General features: G+C 67.3%; 9 protein-coding genes and 3 pseudogenes. 8 read left to right on the top strand and 4 right to left on the bottom strand.

Annotated features, from left to right (window positions below; genetic code table 11):
* Positions 1-5 precede the first annotated feature (5 nt).
* Entirely contained in the window at positions 6-1,061 is a 1,056-nt protein-coding gene (locus tag AB0G52_RS18930; protein WP_132891383.1) for a ferredoxin reductase, read from the bottom strand.
* Between the two features lie 87 nt (positions 1,062-1,148).
* Between AB0G52_RS18930 and AB0G52_RS18925 the strand changes: the two genes are divergently transcribed.
* The 5 genes and pseudogenes from AB0G52_RS18925 to AB0G52_RS18905 all read left to right on the top strand — a co-directional run bounded on the left by AB0G52_RS18925 (position 1,149) and on the right by AB0G52_RS18905 (position 3,932).
* Complete coding sequence (locus AB0G52_RS18925; RefSeq protein WP_361337358.1) at positions 1,149-2,288, top strand: helix-turn-helix domain-containing protein; 1,140 nt, start codon at positions 1,149-1,151, stop codon at positions 2,286-2,288.
* A gap of 13 nt (positions 2,289-2,301) precedes the next feature.
* A pseudogene (locus tag AB0G52_RS18920) lies at positions 2,302-2,481 on the top strand (aldehyde dehydrogenase family protein); the annotation flags it as partial.
* Positions 2,441-2,536: pseudogene (locus tag AB0G52_RS18915) on the top strand (transposase); the annotation flags it as partial. The pseudogenes AB0G52_RS18920 and AB0G52_RS18915, both read left to right, overlap by 41 nt.
* A gap of 121 nt (positions 2,537-2,657) precedes the next feature.
* A pseudogene (locus tag AB0G52_RS18910) lies at positions 2,658-2,842 on the top strand (hypothetical protein); the annotation flags it as partial.
* 115 nt (positions 2,843-2,957) lie between these two features.
* Entirely contained in the window at positions 2,958-3,932 is a 975-nt protein-coding gene (locus tag AB0G52_RS18905) for an L-threonylcarbamoyladenylate synthase (RefSeq protein ID WP_361337356.1), read from the top strand.
* A gap of 115 nt (positions 3,933-4,047) precedes the next feature.
* On the opposite strand, the gene AB0G52_RS18900 is transcribed toward AB0G52_RS18905, so the two are convergent.
* Complete coding sequence (locus AB0G52_RS18900) at positions 4,048-4,689, bottom strand: carbonic anhydrase (RefSeq protein WP_132891380.1); 642 nt, start codon at positions 4,687-4,689, stop codon at positions 4,048-4,050.
* Positions 4,690-5,210: 521 nt separating this feature from the next.
* On the opposite strand from AB0G52_RS18900, the gene AB0G52_RS18895 reads away from it, so the two are divergent.
* Positions 5,211-6,026, top strand: a complete 816-nt coding sequence (locus tag AB0G52_RS18895) for a transposase (RefSeq protein ID WP_361337354.1) — start codon at positions 5,211-5,213, stop codon at positions 6,024-6,026.
* Positions 6,027-8,194: 2,168 nt separating this feature from the next.
* Here the strand turns inward: AB0G52_RS18895 and AB0G52_RS18890 are convergent.
* Both AB0G52_RS18890 and AB0G52_RS18885 read right to left on the bottom strand, forming a co-directional pair.
* A complete protein-coding gene (locus AB0G52_RS18890) occupies positions 8,195-8,572 on the bottom strand; it encodes a LamG-like jellyroll fold domain-containing protein (protein ID WP_361337531.1) in 378 nt (125 codons plus the stop codon).
* Between the two features lie 943 nt (positions 8,573-9,515).
* The gene (locus AB0G52_RS18885; RefSeq protein WP_361337352.1) at positions 9,516-15,443 is read right to left on the bottom strand and encodes a LamG-like jellyroll fold domain-containing protein; all 5,928 of its coding nucleotides are present in this window, start codon (positions 15,441-15,443) and stop codon (positions 9,516-9,518) included.
* A gap of 1,018 nt (positions 15,444-16,461) precedes the next feature.
* Here AB0G52_RS18885 and AB0G52_RS18880 point away from each other — a divergent pair.
* Complete coding sequence (locus tag AB0G52_RS18880; RefSeq protein ID WP_361337350.1) at positions 16,462-23,226, top strand: polymorphic toxin-type HINT domain-containing protein; 6,765 nt, start codon at positions 16,462-16,464, stop codon at positions 23,224-23,226.
* A complete protein-coding gene (locus AB0G52_RS18875) occupies positions 23,223-23,888 on the top strand; it encodes a hypothetical protein (RefSeq protein ID WP_132891378.1) in 666 nt (221 codons plus the stop codon). The genes AB0G52_RS18880 and AB0G52_RS18875 overlap by 4 nt, the downstream gene beginning before the upstream one ends.
* The last annotated feature ends 174 nt before the right edge of the window (positions 23,889-24,062 follow it).

Raw genomic sequence — 24,062 nt, 5'->3', positions numbered from 1 at the left:
TGCTCCTACCGGTCGATGTCGCAGGGGCCCGCCGCGGCGGACACACAGGTCTGGATGAGGACGCCCGGCGCGGCTTCGGTGATCTCGCCGGAGCGCAGGTCGCGGACGGCGCCCGCCTTGAGCGGCGTGACACAGCCGAAGCAGATGCCCATGCGGCACCCGGAGGGCATGAGCACGCCGGCCCCCTCGCCGATGTCCAGCAACGGCGTGCCGCCGTCCGCGTCGACGGTCTTGCCGGTGGCGCTGAACGTGACCTCGCCGCCGTCGCCGGCGACGACGACGCCGGGGCGGAAGCGTTCGGTGTGCAGGCGCTCTTGGACGCCGTGCTCGCTCCAGTGCCCTTCGGCGGCGTCGAGCAGGCCCGCGGGCCCGCACGCCCAGGTCTCGCGCCCGGCCCAGTCGGGCACGAGTTCGTCGAGACGGGCGATGTCGAGCATGCCGTCCGTGTCGGTGTGCACCTCGATGAGCCGCAGCTTCTCGTCCGCGACCAGATCGTGCAGTTCGCTGCGGAAGATCACGTCCTGCGCCCGTGGCGCGCAGTGGACCATGACGACGTCGTCGAACTCGATGTCGCGCAGCATGCCCATCACGGGCGTGATGCCGCTGCCGGCCGTCAGGTAGAGCACCTTGGCGGGCTTGGCCGGCGGCAGCACGAAGTCACCGGTCGCCTGGTCGAGCTGGACCAGCGTGCCCGGTTTCGCCCTGCGGACCAGGTGGTTGCTGACCTTGCCGCCCGGGATCGCCTTGACGGTGATCGTGACGCGGCCGTCCTGGCGCTTTGCCGGTGACGTGAGCGAGTACGCACGCCACAGGCGTACGCCGTCGACGTCGACCCCGATCCGCACGTACTGACCGGCCGTGTGGCCGCGCCAGCCCCGTCCCGGTCTGATCACGATGGTCGCGGCGTCACTCGTCTCGGGGTGCACGGCCTCGATGCGCCCACGCAGGTCGGCGCCCGCACGCAGCGGGCTGACCAGGTCGAGGTAGTCCGACGGCAGCAGCGGCGTCGTGACCATCTCCAGCAGTTTCCACGCCCTGCTGCGGAGGGCTGTACTCGTCATGGCTCCAGCTTGGTGCGCCTCAAGGCGTAAAGTCCTGACCGCAGGATGTGAATCTGGTCGGCCGAATTGTTCGCAAGGAATGAAAACGTGAGCCACCCCATCAGGAAGGTCAGCGAACTGGCCCTGGATGAGACGACGGTCACCGCACTTCGGGCCGCGCTCAAGACCACGGCGGACGAGGTCGTCCAGGCGATCATCGACGAGGTCCCTCCGTACGCCAACGCGCTGTCGGGCCACATGGGCGCCACCATCCGCCGGGCCGTCCGCACCGCCCTGGGACATTACCTGGACCTCGCGAGCGGGAACGCCACAGGCGGCGACGCCGGTGACGCGGCCTACGAGCTGGGCCGCGGCGAGGTCCGGGACGGCCGTTCGATGGACGCCCTGCTCAGCGCCTACCGCGTCGGCGCCCGCGTGGCCTGGCGATGTCTGGCAGCAGGTGCCGTACCCGCAGGTCTGCCCGCCGCCGAGGTCGCCAAGTTCGCCGAGCTGACCTTCGCCTACATCGACGAGCTCTCCGCCGCGAGCGCCGCTGGCCACGCCGACGAACTGGCCGCCCGGGGCCGGGCCCGCGAGCGTCACCTGGAACACCTGGCCCGCGACCTCCTCGCCGGCGCGAGCCCGGACGTGCTGCTCGCCTCTGCTCAACGGGCCGGGTGGCAGCCTCCGGTATCGCTGACCGCGGTCCTGCTGCCCGCCGCCCAGGCCCGGCCCGCCTACCGCACGCTCGACCCGAGCACCCTGGTCCTAGACGATCTGCCGGACGCCACCGGTGTGCTGCTCGTGCCCGATGCCGACCGGTCCCATCTTCTGCGGCAGCTGACCGACCGCACCGCCGTGGTCGGCCCGGCCCGGCCATGGACTCGTGCGTCCGCCTCGTACGCACGAGCCGTACGCGCGCGCTCCCTCTCCTCTGACATCCGCGACACCGATGACCACCTGCCCGAACTGGTGCTGAGCGCCGACGCGGACGCGTTCGCGGACCTGCGTGCCCAAGCCCTCGCACCGTTGCGGACCTTGCCCGTCGGGACCGCACGGCGGCTGGAGGAGACGTTGCGGGCGTGGCTGCTGCACCAGGGCAGACGGGACGAGGTGGCGGCGGCGTTGTTCGTCCATCCCCAGACGGTCCGGTACCGGATGACGCAGCTGCGGGAGCTGTTTCCGGACCTCGCCTCGCCACACCGGGTACTGAAACTGACGCTGGCGGTCGGTCTTCGGGCCGGTTGACGCGTATCGCCGGGGCCAGCCGGTGACACAGCTGCTCATGACCAGCCTGCCCTTCGGCGGCGTCGGAGAAAGCGGCTTGAGCCGCTACCACGGCCGGTACTCCCTCGAGACGTTCAGCCACCTCAAGGCCGTCGCGGACGTGCCGCTCAGCGGAGATCCGCCGCCGCACCGACGTGGTCCGGGTCTTCCCTGACCGCTCCGCAGTGATCCGCCTGGTCGGCGCGGTCCTGGCCGAGCAGAACGACGAACGGACCGAGGCCCGCCGCTCCATGGGACTCGACCTGCTGGCCAAGGCCCGCCTCCACCCGATCGAGTCGGAAACCGACGAGTACACCACTGCGGCGGACGTGACCGCTGACGGTGGTGCATGCGCCGGATCCGGGCCGGGTGAGTCAGCACGGGCTGGAGCTGGGCATGGCCGTCTGCTCGCACTTCGAGGTGCGCCGCGAGCCGGTCGCAAGCGGGTGATGGCGGCGGTGATGCCGGCCGACGATGCCCCTCGGAGACACGGTCGGCCGCCCGGGCTGACGACGCTGACCAGGAGGAGAGGGTGACGCGGCCGGTTGACGCTCCGGTGACCGATCGGTTCGGGCAGCGTTGGGCTGGGCGGAGCGCGTGCATTGGCGCTCCGAGGTCCCCGGAGGGCGCGGTGGGAGGATTGCTCGAGTGATGGCAAGAGCCCGCGACATCGAGAAGGCAGTCGAGGTGCTGCGCACCGGCGGCCTGGTGGCCCTCCCGACCGAAACCGTCTACGGTCTGGGCGCCAACGCCGAGGATCCCGCCGCCGTTGCGCGCATCTTCCGGGTCAAAGGGCGCCCGCCGTCCCATCCGCTGATCGTCCACATCAGCGGCGCGGAGCACCTGGACGACTGGGTCCAGGAGGTACCCGCCACCGCGCGCCTGCTTGCCGAGCGCTTCTGGCCGGGACCGCTGACGCTGGTCCTGCGGCGCGGCCGGCGGGTGCCGCTCGAAGCGACCGGCGGATTGGAGACGGTGGCCGTGCGCGTCCCCGACCACCCCGTGGCCCTGGCGCTGCTGTCGGCCTTCGGTGGCGGTGTCACCGCTCCGTCCGCCAACCGCTTCGGCTCGGTCAGCCCCACCACCGCTGACCACGTCCGGGCGGAGCTCGGTGATGCCGTCGACTTCGTACTGGACGGCGGCCCCTGCGAGGTGGGTGTCGAGTCAACCATCGTCGACGCCACGGACGACATCCCGAGCATCCTGCGGCCCGGCGGGGTGACCCGCGAGGACCTCGAAGCGGTGCTGAAGTGCCCGATCACGGTCCCTTCGACGAGTCAGGTCCGGGCGCCGGGCCAGCATCCGTCGCACTACGCGCCCCGGGCGCGGGTCGTCCTCGTCGAACCGGAGAAGGTCGTCGCCGAAGCGGAGCTCGCCCAGGAGCTGGGCCACCAGGTCGGCGTCTTCCTTCCGCCCTCCCTCACCGGCGCCCCCGTCAAGGTGCACGCCGTGGTGGTCCTTCCCGCCTCGACGGCTGCCTACGCGCGCGGGCTGTACGGGTTCCTGCGCGAACTCGACCAGCGAGGGTGCGACCTCATCATCGCGTCCTTGCCGACGGAGGAGGGGCTGGGACTGGCGATCGCCAACCGGCTGCGCCGCGCCGCCGGGCCCCGGCCCACGGTGTGACCAGCGCCCACGCCGCTCGGTCTTCCCGTCGGCGCGACCGATCCTGATGGCGTACGGGGGAGTCCCTTTCGGCCGCGGCACGTTCTCGGGGCAGCCGCAGCCGCAGCCGGGGTGGTCAGGACACGGTGGCGACGTGCGCGTCGAGGCCGCGGGCCGCGACGAGCTGCGCGCTGCCGTCGGCCAGCCGGTAGCACAGGCCCACCACGGCGGCCTGGCCGGCGGCCACCTTCTCGGCGAGGACACGGGAGCGGTCCAGCAGCAGGTCGACGGTGTGCCTTACGTGCTCGGCGAGGACCTCCTGTGGCTCCACCCGTCCGGCGGCTCGCGCCGCCAGCACGCTGGGGGTCACCCGCTCGACCACATCCCGGATGTAGCCGGCCGGGGCCATGCCGTCCTCCAGCGCGGCGCACGCCGCGCCGACCGCCCCGCACGAGTCATGGCCGAGCACCACGACCAGCGGGCAGTCCAGCACGTCAACGCCGTACTCGATGCTGCCCAGCACTTCCGCCCCCACCACGTGCCCGGCGGTGCGCACCACGAACAGGTCGCCCAGGCCGCGGTCGAAGATGATCTCGGCGGCCAGCCGGGAGTCGGAACACCCGAACAGCACGGCGAAGGGCTGCTGGCCCGGGGCGATCTCGGCGCGGCGGGTGGCGTCCTGGTTAGGGTGCTCGGGGGCGTTGGTGACGAAGCGCTGGTTACCGGCCAGCAGCAGTTCGAACGCTGCCGAGGGCGTCGGAGTGGGAGTATCGCTCATGGCCCGCAGCCTACGAGACTGCACCAGCCGTCGCACCGCCTGATCGCCTCGGTCGTCGGACTGCCCTGCGTTCGTGCCGTGGCCGGCGAAGGACAGCCGGTAAGGCGGGAACAATGGCCGGCCGTCGATGCCGGTCACCAGTGGGCGACTAGCCAGACCGTCGTCAGCCTGCCCAGAACAGGTTGAGCGCCGGTTCGTTCGAAGCCATCCGGCAGTGATCGAGTCACGCCGTTGTGCCGGGATCGATGGGACGGTTGCGCAGTGCCGTCCCGGACGGGGGTCTGACTCATGAGATCCATGACCGAAGTGTCCAGTCACAGGCGTGTCGACTGCCGTTGCGGGATGGTGCCTTCTGTGACCGAGCCACAGGGCGTGTCCCCATAGGGGCCTTGCCGAGTTTCAGGCGCCATCACGGTGTCAGACCGCCCGAGCAGGCCGGTGTCATCCACCCAGCACGTCACCGCGCGGGAGGCGAACAATCACGACGACCAGACAACGCAGCCGAGTCCTTTCCTGCGACGGTGGCCGGCTACCGGCGGCTGCTCATGTGGGCCCGCAGGCAGGGTACGGTGCGCCGTGCCGGCGTGGAGGGCACCGGCACCTTCGGCGCGAGCCTGTCCCGCTACCTGCTGGCCCAGCGGATCCAGGTGTTCGAAGTCAACCGGCCCGACCGATCGGCCCGCCGTCTGCTCGGCAAGTCGGACCCGCTCGATGCGCAGGCCGCAGCGCGAGCCGTGCTCAGCGGTCGCGCCCGCGCCCGGGCCAAGTCCGGTGACGGTCCGGTGCACAGCGCCCGGATGTTCAAGCCCGCAAGGACTCCGCGGTCAAGGCCCGTACCCAGGCGATCTCCTAGCTCAAAGCCGCCCGGGTCATCGCCGATCCCGCACTGCGGGAACGACTGTCCAGCCTCCGCAACCGCGCATGAGCTGAACCAACGCCTGACCCAGCTCATCGAACGTCACGCCCCACAGCTGCTCGTACCGGTGGGCATCGGCCCGGACAGTGCCGTGACTCTCCTGATCACCATGGGAGACAACCCCGAGCGGCTGAGCACCGAGGCGTCCTTTGCTGCCCTTTGCGGAGTCAGCCCCCTCGAGTATTCGTCGGGCCGTCGTAGCACGCGCCGGCTCAACTACGGCGGCGACCGGCAGGCCAACGCGGCCTTGCACCGCATCGTGTTCACCCGCCTCCGCCAGGACCCTCGCACCCAGGCGTACTACGAACGCCGCACCCCGGAGGGCAAGACCCGACGCGAGATCATCCGATGCCTCAAGCGATATGCCGCCCGCGAGGTCTTCAACCTGGTCAGACCGGTTTCCCGCACCCCCACGCTATAGGGGCGTCCGTGGGTAGACGTGGACGTCGGCGACGGAGCCGGGGAAGGCCAGATAGGGGGTGGTGGCGGAGGCGCTGTTGATGCAGCCGCCGATGGTGAGGGGCATGGAGGAGTCGTACTGGGGGCTGAGGTTGGGTGGCAGGTCCCGATGAGGGTGCCGTTCTGATAGAGGGCCATGTTGCCGGTGGTGGAGCCTCCTGTGGCGGGTGCCGGGGAGGTGGCGACGAGGTGGGTCCAGGTGCCGTCACCACGGGCAACGGCTAGCGGACGTCGACGTAGTCGGTGACCCGGGCGCTTCTGAGGTAGTGGTCTCCGGTCTCGCGGTTGAGCGCGAGGGCCCAGGTGCCGTCCTGCTTGGCGGTCACCATACCCTCGAGGTGGCCCTTCTTGTCGGTGTCCAGCTCGCAGATAGTGGTAGGTGCTGGAGCCGCGCGGTTTGAAGTAGAGGGTGGGCCAGGCGTCGTCGGTGAGCGGCTTCCAGGTATTGCCCTTCTTGTACTGGAGGGTGCCGGCGAATCTGATCGGCTGCCCCTTGCGGACCGGGTTGGGGGAGGCGTGGAAGCCGGTGATGCGGGTGGTGTAGCGGTAGAGGTGGACGGGCTTGGTGGTGCTGGTACCGAGGTCGGGGTTGCCGTCGAAGCGGGCCCGCCAGTAGGCGTCGGTGTCCGGTGCGGTGAAGGTGTGGGCGAACGTCTCCTCGAACAGGGGCTTGTTGTAGCGGATCTTGATGGGGATGGTGGTGGCGTTCTTCCAGCCGCTCTTGCCGTCCTTCGAGTACTGCAGAGTGACAGTGGGCTTGGCGGGCCAGTGGGCGCGTGCGTCTTCGTAGTAGACGTAGCCGTCGTCCACATGGAGGGCCGAGTCGTCGTGCAGGGACACGCCGGTGTCGATGTGGGTGGTGTAGGCGACGTGGAGGCTGAAGGGTTCGGTGGCGATCTGCTGGAAGGGCATGTTGCCGGCACCCGCCATGAGTTCGGCGGTAGGGGCGGCGTTGTACGAGGAGACGGGCAATGTGTAGGCGCCTCTGCCGTCGGTAGTGGTCTCGCCGACTGCGAAGGCGGGAAGACCGTCCGAGCCGAGGCCGAAGAGGGTGATCGCGGTGTTCGGCAGTGGCTGCCAGCCGGCGGTGGTCTGGATCTCGGCGTGGCCGGTGACGGTTCCGGCGGCGCCCTGTTTCAGGTTCAGGGCGTGGGTGCTTGCCGTGAAGCGGACCGGTGCCTGGGTGGTGTGCAGCCACTGGGTGGGGTACGTCGACAGGTCGATCGCTCCCGGGTAGCTGCTGGAGGCCTGGGGTGCGGCGGACAGCCGGAAGGACTGCTCGGTGGGGACGTAGGCGGCGGTGAAGCGGCCGTCGGGGCCGGCGGTCGCGGTCGTGATCGTCCGGCCGAGTCCGGTGTCGGCGACGACGCCGACGGGCGTGTCGGCGGCGGGAGTCGGGGTGTCGGGGGTGCGGGGATCCCGGGCGATGGCGGTACCGCTGACGGAGACCTGCTGGTGGAGGTAGTCGGGCACACTCGGGGTAGCGGTCAGACCGGAGACCCTGACGATGGTCCGGTACCGCAGGGGGTCGCGGGAGAGGGCGCCGGTGACGGTGGCGCCGGAGGCGTCCTGCAGATCGACGGTGACCCGGTAGTCACCGAGGTCCGCCAGGTGGACCGGCGCCCGCCAGGTACCGGACGTCGCGTCCTGTCCGGAGTACTGGGTGAAGTCCTCGGTCGATCCGGCCTCTTGGGCTCCCTCTGGTGCGTCCAGCGGATAGAAGTGGGCCGTGATGCGGGTGATCGGGCTGTCGGAATGCGCGGTCACGAAGACCAGCCCCGGCTCGTTCCAGCCGTTGGCGTCGACCAGGACGGGGCCGCCGGTGGTGCCGTCCGCCCAGGCCGGTGCGAGGCCCGTGAGCAGGCCGGTGGTCAGTGCGGTTGCCGTGGCCGCTGCCAAGAAGGTGCTGCGTCTCATGATGGTCCCCCCAGAGAATTGGTCGACTCTGCAAGTGAGAGCGCGAGGATCCGACTGCGGTCCCTCGGCGCTCTTGGATCGGTCAAGTGATCGAGAACTGTAGTGGTGTGCTCGGACAGTTCGGTACGTAGGTCTGCCGCATGATCGTCCCATCGGACCTGGCAGGCGCTCGACCGAAGTGACTCGGTCGAGCGCCTGAACGTACCTCAGCGGTCAGTCGAGTTGGCTGATGGCGGGCTTGTCACCGGTGGCGGCTGCGTCGGCGGGAGGCAGGGCGGTGTTGTAGATGTGGATGTCGCTGATGCCTGCGTTGGCGTACTCGCCGTAGGACAGTTTGCGGCCGATTTGGAGGGAGGCGGTCGCGTTCCAGGGAGTGTAGGTCCAGTCCCTGGCGGCGGTGAGCTTGCCGCCGACGTAGAGCCGGATTTCCTGGTTGGTGGCGTCGAAGACGCCTACCAGGTGTGTCCATTTGCCTATGACGGGATTGCTGCCGTAGGTGGCCTGCCAGACGGCACCGCTCGCGTCGGTGCTGTGTCTACCGAAGGCCCACGCCGGGGCGCCTTGTTGACGGCGCCGTCCTGCGAGACGAATGTCGAATTGGCGGACGACGAATTGAGCTTGATCCAGGCGGAGACGGTGAAGTTTCGCGAGGTATCGACGGCAGCCCCGGAGGTGTTGGCATGGCCGGTCGTGCCGTTGAGGTTGATGTAGTTACGGCGAGTCGAGTCGCTGCTCCAGGTATAGGCGCCGCTGAGTGACGCGGGGAGGCCGGCGCTGCAGTCGGAGCCTGTTGCGGTGGCGCAGTCGGCGGCGGTGTTGCCGGTGCCGTCGTCAAGGTTCCACCAGTGAGTCGCGGCGTTGGCGCCGGTGCCCAGGGAGACAGGGACGGCGAAGTTGGCAGTGCCAGCACCCCGCTAGCAACCCGCTCATACGGGCGTCCGTGAGACGTGAGAGGGTCTGGGGCGCGTGAGTGAGACACCCCCGAACACCCTGCAAGACCGCTTTGACGGGCCAGAAGACGCTCCGGTCCTGATCCTGGGTCCCTCACTGGGCACCACCTGGCATAGGTTGTGGGGTCGTCCAGGGCAGTCCGTCTAGTCCTGTGCGGCCATAAATATCCCGTTTCGGGATCCTGTTCAGAGAGAAAGCCACGGGGTGTGTGATTTGCCCGTGACAGCTGGCAGCGCGGCGAACCCCCTGCGGGCTGGTCGTGTTTTGGTCCGGCTCGGCGGCATGGCTGGCGCGAGGGTGGATATCCCGCGTGCTGAGCCACGACGTACTTGATGAGGGTTTCTTCGGTGGCGGCTTCCTGGTGGATGCGCCTGTGCTGTGCCGCTTCGATATTTCGGCACGCCTGTGCTCGGAGGTTGCGCTGGCGCGCGTGATCTCCTGGGTGGTTCCGGGAAGCTGCTCTTTGGGGAGTGTTCGACGGTGCCGTGCCGTTCGCCGGCTGGGTGTGTGGCCGCCGCCGCGGACGTGGGCGGGCCCACGCCGCTCCTGGCGGAGTTGGCGCGGGCCCTGGACCGAGGGTGGGTCAATGCAGTGCGCTGACCTCGGTCGCCGAGAGCGTGCGGGGGTAGACGTGGACATCGGCGATGGAGCCGGGGAACGCGAGGTAAGGGGTGGTGGCGGAGGCGCTGTTTACGCAGCCGCCGACGGTGAGGGGCATGGAGGAGTCGTACTGGGGGCTGAGGTTGGTTGCGGTCCCGATGAGGGTGCCGTTCTGGTAGAGGGCCATGTTGCCGGTAGTGGCGCCTCCCGGGACTGGTGCCCGGAAGGTGGCGACGAGGTGGGTCCAGGTGCCGGTGGGGCCGCTGTTGGGGTCGCCTTCGGCGGTGGGGAAGTCGGAGTTCTCGTCGTTGGTGGTAGTGGTCTGGAACATCCAGGCGGCGCTGGGTTTGTCGTAGGAGAGGTAGAAGGCCTGGTGTTGGGTGGTGCCCTGGCAGACCGCGGTGGTGCCGAGAGCTGAGTTGATCTTCACCCAGGCGGAGACGGTGTAGTCGCCGAGGGTGTTGACCGCGCTCTGCTCGCTTTTGAGGAAGCCGGTGCTGCCGTCGAAGGTGACGCTGCCGGACATCCCGCTGGGTGCGTCGGTGCCGAAGGTGGCGTTGCCGGTCGGGGTGAGCGGGTTGAGGGAGGCGGTGTCGGTGCCGTTGGCGGCGAGTTTCCAGTCGTCCTCGGGCATGCCGTTCTGCCAGCCGCTGGGCACGATCACGCTGGCTGCGTCGGCGTCGCTCGCGGGCATGGCGTAGGGGTAGACCTGGACGTCCGAGACGGAGCCGGGGAAGGCGTTGTACGGGGAGGTGGCGGCGGGGTCGTTGAGGCAGCCGCCGATGGTCAGGGGCATGGAGGAGTCGTATTGCGGGGTGAGGTTGGTGGCGGTCCCCATGAGGGTGCCGTTCTGGTAGATAGCCATGACGCCGGTGCTGTCGTCACTGTCCACGGGTGCGGTGTAGGTGACGAGGAGGTGGGTCCAGGTGCCCAGGGCTCCGGTGCCGGCGTCTCCTTCCGCGGTGGGGAAGTCGGAGCTGTCGTCGTTGGTTGTCGTGGTCTGGAACATCCAGCCCTGGTTGCCTCGGTCGTAGCCGAGGTAGAACGCCTGGTGCTGGCTGGTGCCTTCACAGATGGCGGTGGCGGGTCCGGTTGCCGAGTCGAGTTTCACCCAGGCGGAGACGGTGTAGTCGGCGAGGGTGTTGACGGCGGTGTGGTCGCTCTCCAGGAATCCGGTGCTGCCGTCGAAGGAGGTCGCTGCGGCGGTGGCGTTGACCGCATCGGGTCCCGCAGCGTTGGAGGTGGCGCCGCCGACTGCGGTGAATGGGTTGTCACCGCGCTGGTCGGTGGTGTCGGTGGCCAGGTCCCATTCGTTGTCGGGGGTGTCGCTGCCGGTGGCGACCGGGACGATCAGGTTCGGCGCGATGGCGATCGTGTCACGGTTGTTCGTGTCTTTGAGGTAGCGAGCAGCTAGGTCGTCGTAGTAAGCGTTGGAAGGGGCGCCGTTGGTCAGGTCGGCGGCTTTGACGGTGGAGGACGTTGCCGTGCCGTCTGTGGAGACTGCCCCGGCGAAGTCGATGACTTGGCCGTAGAAGAGATCGGACAGCTGGCTGTTCACCTGCTCGCGTGCGGCTTCCTGCGTAGCTGTGCCTGGGTGGGCGGCGGTGAATGGGGGGATCGTGGTGACGTAGACGGTGATGTTGGAGTTCTCCGTCACCGGTTGTTGGCCGTCGTGGGGCTGCCCATCGTCGGTGTAGTACGAGATGAGCTGGCTGTTGAGCGACTGTAGGCCGCTCTCGACGCTGGTGGCACAGGTGTCGGCGGTACCGGTGCAGTTGAGCAGGTCGGTGGCGCCGGTGGAGACGAGGACGGTGCGCACATTGCCTTGGGCCAGGACGTTGCGGTCCAGGGGGTTGAGCGCGTTGATCGGCCTGTCGCTGTAGGTGATCTGCGGCAGCTGGTTGTTGTTCAGGCTGGTGCTGTTGGTGCCCGCGTTGAGGACGCCGTAGTCGACGGAATCGTCGCCGTTGGTGTCCTTGACCAGACCGTTGGTGATGGCGTCGCTGAGAGGGTAAGGGCCGTTGCTGGTGCCTGCGGTGTCACCGTTGATGTTCTGGTCCCCGTAGAGAACCACCGAGCCGGTGGGAGCCGAGGCGGAGGTGGTGACGTCGATGCCGGTCAGGTAGGGCAGGCCGGTGTAGGTCGTCCGCGTGTAGTTCGCGGCTGAGGCGTCGAGCGTCCGGTTGGCCGCGTCGCTGCTGATCCACACCGGTGTCCGCGCCGTGGCATGCCCGGGCAGGGCGGTGACCGAGCCGTGTACCTGCAGGCTGACCAGCACGGTTCCCTGCTGTGCGACGGCCAGGGTCACGGGGTCGCTGGTTGCGTCGGCGCCTGCGGGGATGGTGACGGAGGTAAGGCCGCCGAAGGCGAGCGCAGTGGGCCCCGCGGCCGTCGTGGTGGCGTCGCCGGCGGTGGTGTCCTGCAGGGCAACAGAGGCTGCGTCGAAGGTCACGGGTGAGGCGCCCAGGGCGTTGGACACATGGATACGCACTCTGTTGCCGGTGTCGGTGCCGATGCTGACGCGTGCTGGGATACGCAGGGTCTGCCCGTTGGCGATGGCCGCAGTGCCGCCGGATTGCTGCACTTTGGCGGTGTCCTGGACGGAGGACCAGGTGCCGACCCAGTGCTGGGCGTTGGGTCCGCTGCCGGTGAAGGACGTCGGTCGTATACCCATCCCGAGGATGTGCAAAGCCGGCTGATTCTGCTGGACGCCGTTGGTGAACAGTGGCAGGGAGATGCTGCTGATGACCGAGCCCGGGCACTGCAGCGGGACGCTGATGGCGTAGATCTTGGGCCCGGCAGCCGGGTTGGTCTGGGTGTTGTCGTGATGGTTCTCGTGGACCAGCGTCAGCGCGGCAGCGGAGGCGGGGCCGCTGAGCCAATCGGGGACGGTGTCCAGCTGGTAGGACTGGGTGGGGTCGCCGCCTGGGAGGCAGTTGTCCTTGGCGTAGGTGATGGTGCCGTTGGTGCCCGTGGCGGCGCCGCCGGTGGAGAAGGCGAGGAAGATCAGGGCGTCACCGGTGTTCACTGTGCCGCTGTCCGGCAGGGTGACGGTCTGGCCGGAGGCCAGCATGTTGTCATAGGTGCCAGTGCCGAACTTCGGCAGGGTGATGGCGGCGCCGTCGACGGTCACGGTCTTCCCGCTCTGCCAGCCCGAAGTGCTCGTCATATCCGCGGAGTTGACGCTGTTGCCGGATCCGTCCGCGTCGGCCTGGCTGGTCGTCGTGGCGAAGGTGCTGGTCGCGGTGTTGTTCAGGCAGCTGCGGGTGTCGTTGATCGCGCAGGTCAGTGCCGGGGCGAGCCGCAGCACGTCGATGCCCGCCTGGAACCCGGCCGACTTGGAGTTGTCGCCGGTCAGGGTGAGGGTCAGAGTGTGTACACCCTGTTTGAGAGTGAGGAGTTGTCCGTTGGCGTCCTTGGGCATGCCGAGGTCGATGAAGTGGGTGGTGGTATAGGAGCTGTAGGCGTCGTAGTCGCTGAGCAGCGTTGCCTGGGTGCTCTGGCCCGCGTCCAGGACCAGCCGGTAGATCCCGTAGTCCTTGGCCTTGCTCAGGTTGGCGCCGAAGCTCCAGGGGCCGTCCTTGGGGACGTCGAAGCTGAAGGTTGCGCTGTCACCGGAGACGACCTTCGAGGTGGTGCTCTTGTTGGCGAGCCAGGCTTGGTAGCCGTCGGCGAACTCGTAGCCGCTGCCGGCGGCCTGGCTGATCAGCTGGCCGCCCTTGGCGGTCGTGGTCGCCTTGGGCACAGCAGTCGTCGTGCCGTCGGTGTTGGTCGCTGTCCACCCGGTGATCATCTTGTCGCCGTAGGCGTAGGTCGGCGTGCTGGTACCGGCGTAGAAGGCGTAGGACGCCTGGACGGACGTCGAGCCGGCCTGGTCCACCGCCTTGGCGTACAGCTTGTGAGGACCTGTGGTGCCTGGGGCGAAGGTGGGGGAGGCACTGCCGTTGAGGACCGAGGTTCCGGTACCAGGCCCGTTGTCCGACGTGACGTAGTACGCCTGGCCCGGCGTGATCTTGGTCGTGGTGGTCAACTTCGTGACGTTGCTGCTGCTGTAGACGGTGTTTCCGAGTGTGGCGTCCAGAGCGAACAGGTATCCAGTGATGTTGTTGGTGTGGTTGTTGCCGAGTGTGAAGGTGCCCTTGTCGCCGAAGGCGGCACCGATCTGCCCGGCTGGGAACTGGCTGGAGGTCACTGTGGGCGCGGGCGGCGCGCTCGTGTCCACGGTGAAGGTCTGGGTCTTGGTCCAGATACCTGATCCGGTTCCGGCCCAGTAGCCCGCGGCGTTCTGCGCGGTGGCCTTCCAGGTGTAGGTGCCGTCGGGCAGGCTCGGGACCGTCCAGTCGCTGCCGTTGGTGTTGTACCTGGCGCGTTTCTTGGAGTCGGTGCTGGGGCCGAAGCCCTGGTGGATCAAGGTGCCGGAGGAGTTGTAGATGTTGTACTCGACGCGCACCAGCTCGCTGCCCCCGGCCAGGTCCGGGTCGACCGCGCGCGCCGACAGCGTCGGAGTGTGGGTGGTGGTCATCGTCTTACCCAGGTTCACCGTGGACGGCTTGATGGCGGGGGTGCCGGTGCCGTTCTTGAGTTTGGGCCGGTAGCTGTAGGTGACCGACATAGTGGCGCCGCCGCCGTAAGCGAGCTGCTTCCACTGGGAAGCGTCGTTCATGTTGGGTGACTGGACCATCAGCGTCATGCTGCTCCAGCTGCCGGACGCCGCGCTCTGGGCCCGGGAGGTCACGTCGAATTCAAGTGACGGCGGGCTGACCCAGGAGTTGGCGCCGTTCGTGACCGGGCAGGTGCCGGCCTCGTGGCTGACCGGGTTGGTTGTGCCGAGTGCACCGGTGCGCACGGTGGGTTCGCTGCCCCAGTTCAGCTTTGAGGAGCTCCACCCTGCAGGGCGGTCGGTGCCGTAGACGGCGGCGGGGGTGTCGGAGCAGGAGGCGGCGGAGAGCTGCTTCACATACAGCGAGGCGTGGCTGACCACGGCGCCTTTGATGCCACTGGTGTTGATCTGGTAGTAAGTACGGGCCCGTTCGCCATTGCCCGGGGTGTTGTTGTCCCACCCCTCCCGGGCGTTGGTGTCACCGGTGGTGGACGTCGAGTTGTAGACGTTCCACCCGTTGTCGGAGATCCGGGCCCAGTCCAGTTGGGAGGGTCTGCCGCTCCACTCCGGGTCCACGTAGACGGGGTAGACGGTGGTCTTGGAGGCAAGCAACTTCTGGTCTAGACCGAGTAGTTGCTGGCCGGGCTTGAGGTTCACGTGGACCTGCGCGCGGTGGTTGCCGACCCTACCCGCCGCCCGGTGCTGGGCTCGTGCGGACGAAACGGTCTTGGCATGTGCCAGAGGGCGCTGTGCGGCTTTCTGTCCTGCACTGTCCCACATCAGCGCGGTGTCACTGTGGAAGACGGTCTCGCTCGTGTGCTTGTCGGTGGCCTGCACACCACCGTCGGCGGTGGGGGAGAGCTTGAGGCCGGACGAGGTCGTGTTGAGCGCGAGACCTTTCAAACGCAGATCGGCTGCGGCGTTGGGGGTCTTGACCACCAGGATTGAGGAGTAACCGGAGGCGTCCGCGGTCAACTGGAGATCGACATCAGGCGATACGTCCGGGTACGTGGCGGTGTCACCGGAGACTACTGGCCTGGGCAGGGCGGTCGGCCAGGAGAAGGCCAGCCTGTCGGCTCCGCTGCGCAGGGCGACCAGCGTGCCGGAGCCGCCATCGGAGAACGTCACGTCCGTGACGGCGGCTTTGGGTCCCCAGGTCCCGTTGGCGTGCTGTACCAGGGTGGTGTCGATGGGGACCCATTTCCCCTGCTGCAGGGTGCGCTGGGGCATGGACGAGTCGGTCCGGGTGAAGGTGCCATCCGGGTTGGCCGCCACCTGAGTGCCCGTGCCCGTGAGCGCATCGATGGTCACTGGCTGGCCAGTGGCTTTCGCTCGCGCGGACGCCCACTCTGTGGCGTTGAGACTGCGGGTGGAGGACGGTGAGTCGTCGCTCTTGGAGGCGGTCTTGGATGAGCGGCTCGGCGCGTCCAACGGCGCGGCGTGAGCGGGGGCGGTTGCGGCCAGTGATCCGGCTGCCAGGGCGGCGACAACAGCGGCGACGATTGGTCTCGACGCAGAGTGTCTGGCACGCAGAGGTGTGCGAGAGGCGGACATGTGAGGTCGGAGTCCTTCGCAGGTGTCGTGCGGTTCCCCCCGTGGGCCCCGCGCCGTTGTGCATTCTGTGGGGCCGGTGTGAAGGCGGTCCATCATGAACTGATCGACAAGTGCCCGCATGGAGTCCACTTTTGACGAATACGGGTCAACTTGCCTTCCGCTTTGTGGTGTTCCTTTGCTTTTCCTCTGGAGAAGCTTTGCTTTCGGGGTTGAGTTCAGGACCTAGCGTGATCGTGTGCGGGGGATGTGATCGACGTGTGCCTCCGCTGTGACGTGCACTCAAGTCTCCTAATTTGCAGTCGAGTTGGGTGACTCTGAGACCGGGGAGGGGACGCACAGCATGGCGCGGATTTCGGCATGGAGCCGCGGGCGGGCGGCGTGGACGGCCCGGAGGATTCGGAACACGGCAACGGTGGCGGTCGGTGCCTTGCTGGTGGGTCTGCTGCCTGCCGGTGTTGCTACGGCCGCATCTTCGGAGCAGCGGCATGTGACGGCTCCTGCGGCGCCGCAGAACAAGCGGGTCCCGTTGGTTCACTCCAGACCCGGGTGGGGCTCCCACGCGAAGCGTTTCAAGCACTTCGATCCCAGCGGCCATACGAAGCTCCCCGAAGCGGGTAGTGCCATAGTCGATCTGCCGATCGGTGCCGGCTCCGCGAGGCTTACCGCCAAGGCGACCGAGGTGCGGGCCAAGGGCACGCCTGTCCTGTTGGGTGAGGTGGCAGGAGCGGGGTCCAAAACGGCCGCCCTTACCGGATCGCAACAGGTGCGGGTGACCGTGCTGGACCAGAAGTCCGCGCGAGCGGCAGGCGTGCACGGTGTGCTCTTCACTCTGCGGCGCACCAGCCCGGGGGGCGGAAAGGTCGCCCTGCAGGTCGATGATTCCTCGTTCCGTTACGCCTTCGGCGGTGACTTCGCCTCGCGCTTGCACCTGGTCCAGCTCCCCACCTGCGCCCTGACCACACCGAAACTGCCGAAGTGCCAGACCCAGAGCGCGGTGCACACCTCCCCCGGAACGCCGTTGTCCGCCCAGATCACCGTTCCTGGTCCAAGGGCGGCCGTGGCGAGTGTCGTAGGTTCGGCCCGTTCGGCGACGGCGTCCGCCGGTACGACGGTCGTCATGGCGGCCGCCGCGGGCACGTCGGGTTCCTCGGGTGACTACTCGGCTACCAGCCTGTCACCGGGAGGCTCCTGGTCGGTCTCCGGCAACACCGGTGCGTTCACCTACAGCTACCCGATCTCGGTGCCGCCGGCGATCGGCGGCACGGTCCCGAACGTCGACCTCTCCTACAACTCTTCCAGCCAGGATGCGCGCACCGAGGGGACCAACAACCAGTCCTCGTGGCTGGGTGACGGCTGGAGCTCGGCCGAGAACTACGTCGAGCGCACGTACAAGTCCTGCCAGGACGACCCGTCGTCCGGGGCTCCGGACAACGACGGTGACCAGTGCTGGGCGGGGCAGATCCTCACGCTCTCGCTGAACGGCAAGTCCACCGAGGTCGTCTACGACGACTCGACGAAAACCTTCCACCCCGTCGACGACAGCTCCACAATCAAGATTGAGGACCTGACCGGTGCCACGAACGGCACAAAGAACGGCGAGTACTTCAAGGTCACCGAAGGAGGCGTGCAGTACTTCTTCGGCCGCAACCGCCTGCCGGGCTGGACCAGCGGCAAGGACGAGACGAAGTCCGTGTGGACCGAACCGGTCTACCACGCGCACAGTGGCGTCTCCGACTGCCCGGACAGTACCGACTTCGCCGCCACCTCCTGCACACTCGGCTACCGCTTCAACCTCGACTACGTGGTCGATACCCACAGCAACGCCACCGCCTGGTACTACTCCCCGGAAACGGGCTACTACGGCGCGGACATGAAGAACACCGCCGTCGCCTACACCCGCGGCGGCACCCTGTCCCGAATCGACTACGGCATGACCGCCTCGACGATCTACTCGGCCACCGCACCGGAGCAGATCGTCTTCGACGCCTCCGCCGAACGCTGCATCGCGGGCACACCGTCCGGGAACACCTGCGCGGACAGCCAGTTCACCACGGCCAATGCGGCCTACTGGCCGGACGTACCGGTGGACCTGAACTGCACCTCGGGCTCGACGAACTGCACCAACCACGGCCCCAGCTTCTGGTCCCGTAAGCGCCTGACCTCGATCACCACCCAGATCCAGACGGGCGGTGCGACCCAGCAGGTCGACCAGTACACCTTCACCCAGTCCTTCCCCGACGGCGGCGACCACGCCCCCACCCTGTGGCTCGACTCCATCAAGCGCACCGGTCTGGACACCCTGGGCGGCGCCACGAGCAGTTCCTCGACCCCGGCGGTGAGCTTCGACCCGCCGCTGCAGCTGCCCAACCGGGTCGGGACGATCCCGCAGATGCCGCTGATGTACCACGACCGGATCCAGGTGGTCACCACCGAGGCCGGCGCGCAGACGACGGTCGCCTATGACCGCCCCAACTGCTCCAAGGCACCGGCGAGCGATCCCAACGATCCGACGGACGCTGCCGCCAAGACCTTCGCCTCCACCAACACGTTGTCGTGCTTCCCGGTGTACTGGACCCCGGACGGGCAGCCAGCGCCGTGGATGGACTGGTTCTACAAGTACAAGGTCTCCTCGGTCCTCACCGTGGATCCGCACAACTCGTATCAGGACGGCACCCAGCCCAAGCTGGAGACGGACTACGCCTACAAGGGCAACCCCGGTTGGCACTACGACGACAACGAGACCGTCAAGGCCAAGAACCGCACCTGGGGCCAGTTCCGGGGCTACCCCGAAGTGGACGTCACCACCGGTGACACCACCGTCCTCCACTACACCGACAAAGTCGCGGTCCACGACCAGAAGACGCTGACGAAGACGTACTACTTCCTGGGCATGAACGGGGACACGCTGCCCGGGGGCAAGACCCGCTCGGTTCCGCCGCTGGCCAGCCAGGACGGAGCCACCTCGGTCGCCGACGACGACGCCCTGGCGGGGCAGACCTTCGAGACCGACACCTACACCAGCGCCACAGGCAGCCTGGACAAGGCCGAGGTCACCGTGCCCACCATCATCGGCCCCACAGCCAGCCGGAGCCGCGGCGGTCTGCCGGACCTCACGGCGCAGATGGTGCGCCCCAGCAAGACGCTGACCCGGCAGGCCGTGTCCTATGGGTGGCGCAAGACCGAGACCGACACGTTCTACAACACGGTCCTGGGCAAGTCGACCGCGGGCATGGCCGTGCAGGTCGACGACCGAGGCGAGACCACTGCAAGCGACAACGTCGCCAAATGCACCTACAACCGCTACCTCACAGGCAGCGCCGACACCCTGGTGCTGGCCGCCGAGACCCTCACCACGGCCCAGGACTGCTCGACCGCGGGCGCCATCCCCAGCGGCACCCTGATCTCAGACACCCGCACCTCCTACGACGGCAACGGCTTCACCTACGACGGCGACGGGCAGAAGAACCCCGCCCTTCCCACGACAGGTGACGCCACTCTCGTCCAGGGAGCGTCCGACGCGAGCGGCGCCACCGCGACCGCCTTCGTCGACAAGACCGCCACCACCTACGACTCCTACGGCCGTACGACGAAGGTCATCCGCACCCCCAACTCCACGTCGCCGAACGGCAAGAGCCTCGCCCAGAGCGTCTTCACCTCTTACACCCCCGCCACCGGTGCGCTGCCCACCAGCAGCACGACCATCACCCAGGTCACCCCCGGGGTGGACTGCTCGACGGTCACCGCATCCTCCTTGGACTGCCAGGTCGCCAGCACCACCCTGGACCCGGCCCGGGAACTGCCCACCGCCAAAACCGACGTGGCCGGCAAGCTCACCTCGCTCACCTACGATGCGCTCGGCCGCCTGACCGGGGTGTGGCTGCCCAACGAGATCAGAGCCAACGGCGCACCGGCGAACACCACCTACACCTACAGCATCTCCCAGTCGAACCCGACGGTCGTCGCCTCCAACGCACTTCTGGACAAAGGCAGTTACCAGACCAGCGAGACGCTGTACGACGCGATGCTGCGGCCGCTACAGGTCCAGAAGGCCGGGGAGAACTCCAGCACCATCGTCACGGACACCCAGTACGACTCCCACGGCTGGACGGTCCTCACCAATAACGCCTTCGCCGTGTCCGGCAGTCCTCGCAGCGTGCCGTACCCGGTCCCCCAAACCTCCGCGCCCGACACCACCGTTACCGACTACGACGGAGAAGGCCGGGCCGACCTGGTCACCGAGGAAGCCTTGGGAGTCAAGACCTGGAACACCACCACTGCCTACACCGGGGACAAGACCACCGTCCTGCCGCCCAAGGGGGGCGTGCCCTCCACCACGGTCGTCGACGCGCGCGGCCAGACCACCGAACTGGACCAGTACACCGCCCCACCCACCGTGTCCGGGTCCGCGGCCGCCGGATTCACCACCACCGGCGGCAGCCCTTCCGCCACCACCTACCAGTACACGGCCGCCGGTCAACAACACCAGGTCACCGGCCCCGACAAAACGGTCTGGACGTTCGACTACGACCTGCTGGGACGCAAGAAATTCCAGAACGACCCGGACACGGGCGGGAGCCACTACGGGTACGACGACGCCGGCAACCTGATCTCCACCACCGACGCCAAGCAGGTCGAACTCGACTACACCTACGACCTCCTCGGCCGCAAGCTCACCGCCACCGACAAAGCCAAGTCCAACTTCCAGTTCGCGTCCTGGACCTACGACACCCTGCGCATCGGCCTGCCGACCTCCTCCACCCGCTACGTCCAGGGCACCACAGGCGGCTACACGGTCGCCACCACCGGCTACACCAGCCTCGGCAAGCCGACCGGTACCAAGATCACCCTGCCGACGTCCGAAGCCCCACTGCCTGCGACCTACACCACGACCTATTCCTACACGACCCGCGACCAGCTGCTCGCCTCGCAGAGCGATCCCCGGACCCAGGGACTGAGCAACGAGACCATCAGCTACGACCGCGACGCACTGGGCAATCCGAACAACACCAAGAGCAGCGCATTCCTCTATGTCAACGGGACCGTGTACACCGACTACGGTCAGCCGTCCCGGGTCATCATGGGGGCCTCGACCAACCCGGCCACGATCACCTACGACTACGACGACCAGACCCTCCGGCTGACGGAACGTGTGGTCAACCGGACGCAGGCGCCCGGTCCGACGGTCGACGACACCAAGTACACCTATGACGCCTCCGGCAACCCCACCTCCACCATCGACCAGCAGTCGGAGACTGGCAACACCGTCACCGACCAGCAGTGCTACGGCTACGACGCCCTGGACCGGCTCACCGACGCCTGGACGGCCAACAACTGCAACGTCAACCCGCCGACCAGCAGCACCCTCACCACGACACCCGGCTCCTACTGGCAGACGTTCAACTACGACGCCATCGGCAACCGCCATCAGAGCATCGACCACGCCATCGGCACCACCGGCAGCACCGTCACCACCACCTACGCCGATGGCTGCACCGCCAACTGCAATTCAACCGGCATCCAGCCCCACACTCTGACCGCCACCACCGGCGGTACCAATCCAACGACGTTCAGCTACGACGAAGTCGGCAACCTCCATACGCGCACCCCCACCACCGGCCCGGGCCAGACCCTGACCTGGGACGACGAGGGCCACCTGGCCGAGGTGGACACCACCGGCGCCAGCCCCACCAGCACCAAGTACCTCTACGACGCCGACGGTAACCAGCTCATCCGCCGCGACTCCGGCCAGACCACGCTCTTCGCCGGCGACACCGAGATCGTCGTCGACACCAGTGTCACCCCCAACACCCTGCTGGGCGCTGTGCGCATGTACAGCCACGGTGGCACGGGCGCCCCCGTTGCCATGAACTCCAGCCTCCCCGGTGGCGGACTCAAATACCTCTTCAACGATCCCCACGGCACGTCGACCTTGGCGATGGACGCCAGCACCCAGCAGGTCTCCCGCCAGCAGTACACCCCCTACGGGCAGCCACGCGGCAGCGCCAACACCGTGACGTGGCCCGACCCCACCCACTCCTACCTCGGCAAGCCGCAGGACAAGAACACCGGCTACACCGATGTAGGTGCCCGCAAGTACGACCCCACCCTCGGCAGCTTCATCAGCGCCGACCCTGTCTTCGACGCATCCAGCCCCCAAGAGCTCGGCGGCTACACATACGCAGCCGACAATCCCATCACAGGCGCCGACCCCACCGGCTTGAAGTTCTGCGCTGACGACGCATGCCGGGGCGACTACGTCGACTACCAAGGCCACTACCACCACGTCAAACCTGTCAAATCGCCCGATAAAACCCAAAGCTCATCCGGAGACGGAGACGGAGGTGGAGGCGGGTGGGGCTGGGTCAGCACCGTGGTCCACACCGTGGTCGACCAGACCAAGAAGACGGTCGTCGACATGGTGGCATCCCCTTACCGCCAGTACGAAGCGGACAAGCAGTGTTTCACCAGCGGCGACAACTGCACGCAGATTCTGTCCCAGATGGACCCCAGCTTCGCCGCCTCCAACGCGATAGTGAGTCGTGGATCTGAGATCTACGGCGACTTCACGCACGGAAGAACCGCCGAAGGCACCGGAAAGCTCCTGTTCGACGCGGCCGCGCTCCTCGCCACGCGGGGTGCCGGCGAAGAGGCCGAAGCCGAAGCTGTGGAAGCCAGGACCGCACCCAAACCCGAGGCTTGCAGCTTCGCCCCCGCCACTCCGGTTCTCCTGGCCCACGGCAAAACCAAACCCATCGGCGACATCAAAGCCGGCGACAAGGTAGAAGCCGCAGACCCCAAGACCGGAAAGCACCAGGGCGCCCGCACCGTCCAGCACGTGTGGATCAACCATGACCACGACCTGCTCGACCTGACCATCCGCTCCAAGAACGGCCACACCGCCACCCTCCACACCACCGCCAACCACCCCTTCTGGGACGACACAACCCACACCTGGGTCGCCGCCGGCCTACTCCACCGCGGAAACGCCCTCAGCACCGCTAGCAACGGTCATGCCTACGTCGTCGCCACCCACCCCACACCCGGCACGGCAAGCCGCTGGAACCTCACGGTCCAGCAACTCCACACGTACTATGTGCTGGCGGGCGGCACGCCGATCTTGGTCCATAACTGCAATGGTGGAACTGCTCCGAATGGAGCTGCCTGCTCCTGCAACGGCTCGACGAACCCCTCTAATGCGGACCTCGTGCAAGCGATTGCCACTCGCGCTCAAGCCCGACTGGGCGGCAGTGGGGCAGTCTCGGGTACTGCTAAGCATGCTTATGCCGACACTCTCCTCACTCGCTACCAGGGCATCTATGGAAATCGTGGTCTTATTACCGAACAAAGCTACTTGGGAGGGGTGTCCGTTCCGAGAGGCACGGCGGGGAGTGCCCGACCAGATGTGTTCGATCCGACCGCTGGTATCGTGTATGACTACAAGTTTGTCAAGAACCCCGGTCAAGGGATCGGAAAGTGGCAAGCGGACAAGAATGTCCTAAACGTCCCGGGCGTGAATCTGACAGTGGAGGTAAACCCGTGAGCAAGGTGGATGCAGCGACCGTCAAACGGGTTACTAAGGACTGGGCGGCTCTGTACCCGGGTTTCGATGTCTGGCGGCCTTTGAGACTGCTTAGGCGTATTGGCCCTGTGCTTCAAGGGGTCACGCTCGACCGATCTACCTCGGGCGATGCGTACTTCCCGACCGTGCACATCCATGCTCTCACCCGAGAGTTTCCAGTCATCTCCCTGACTCTTGGCCAGCGTCTCGTCACGAGCTCAGGGGTGCAGGAGGCCGTTACTTTCTCTCGCCACGTGGAAGACTACTCTGACGCTGCTAGGCGACTGACCGAGCAGGCGCGGTTGAGTTTGGATTTGCCGCCGACGGTTGAGGACGTCGTCCGCGAGTTGCGCGCCTTTGCGGTCTCTCGGCAAGCCCAAGGTGGCCCGCCTGCGGTGAATGAAGTTGAGGACAGCGTCCTCATCCCTGCGGCAAGTGGCTCAGTTGATATTGCCAAGGAGAGCATTCAGCTCGCACAGGAGCTTCTGAGGAAGTGGCCTAAGTCGCGACTTCCGATTAATTGGACCTCGGGAGATGAATGGCTTGAGGGGCTATCGGCAAAGGTTGGGAATGTTGATTCACTCCATGAGGTTGTCGACGGCCAGATCGCCTTTCATAAACTTGCAAAAGTGCGGCAGGAATAGCCCTTGGTGGGGAAAGGAGGCCCCGTCGGAATGACTTTCCGACGGGGCCTCTGGGGTTTGACGGCAGTAGTTGACGCTGAGGTTGAAAGGGCGGGGTGACAGCGTTACGGAGGTTCCAGTGCCAGTCCGGTCCCGGCGATGAAGCCGTCGAGTACTTCGGGTCGGCGTTGAATG

The organism is Streptomyces sp. NPDC021562 (assembly GCF_040640875.1).
Classification (GTDB): Bacteria; Actinomycetota; Actinomycetes; order Streptomycetales; family Streptomycetaceae; genus Streptomyces.
The sequence above is the reverse complement of the archived record's forward strand: the minus strand, read 5'-3'. Positions and strand labels throughout refer to the sequence as shown.

Excerpts from the sequence above, each read along its gene's own strand:
- AB0G52_RS18930 (WP_132891383.1), bottom strand. The coding sequence starts at position 1,061 with ATGACGAGTACAGCCCTCCGCAGCAGGGCGTGGAAACTGCTGGAGATG.
- AB0G52_RS18905 (WP_361337356.1), top strand. The coding sequence starts at position 2,958 with ATGGCAAGAGCCCGCGACATCGAGAAGGCAGTCGAGGTGCTGCGCACC.
- AB0G52_RS18900 (WP_132891380.1), bottom strand. The coding sequence starts at position 4,689 with ATGAGCGATACTCCCACTCCGACGCCCTCGGCAGCGTTCGAACTGCTG.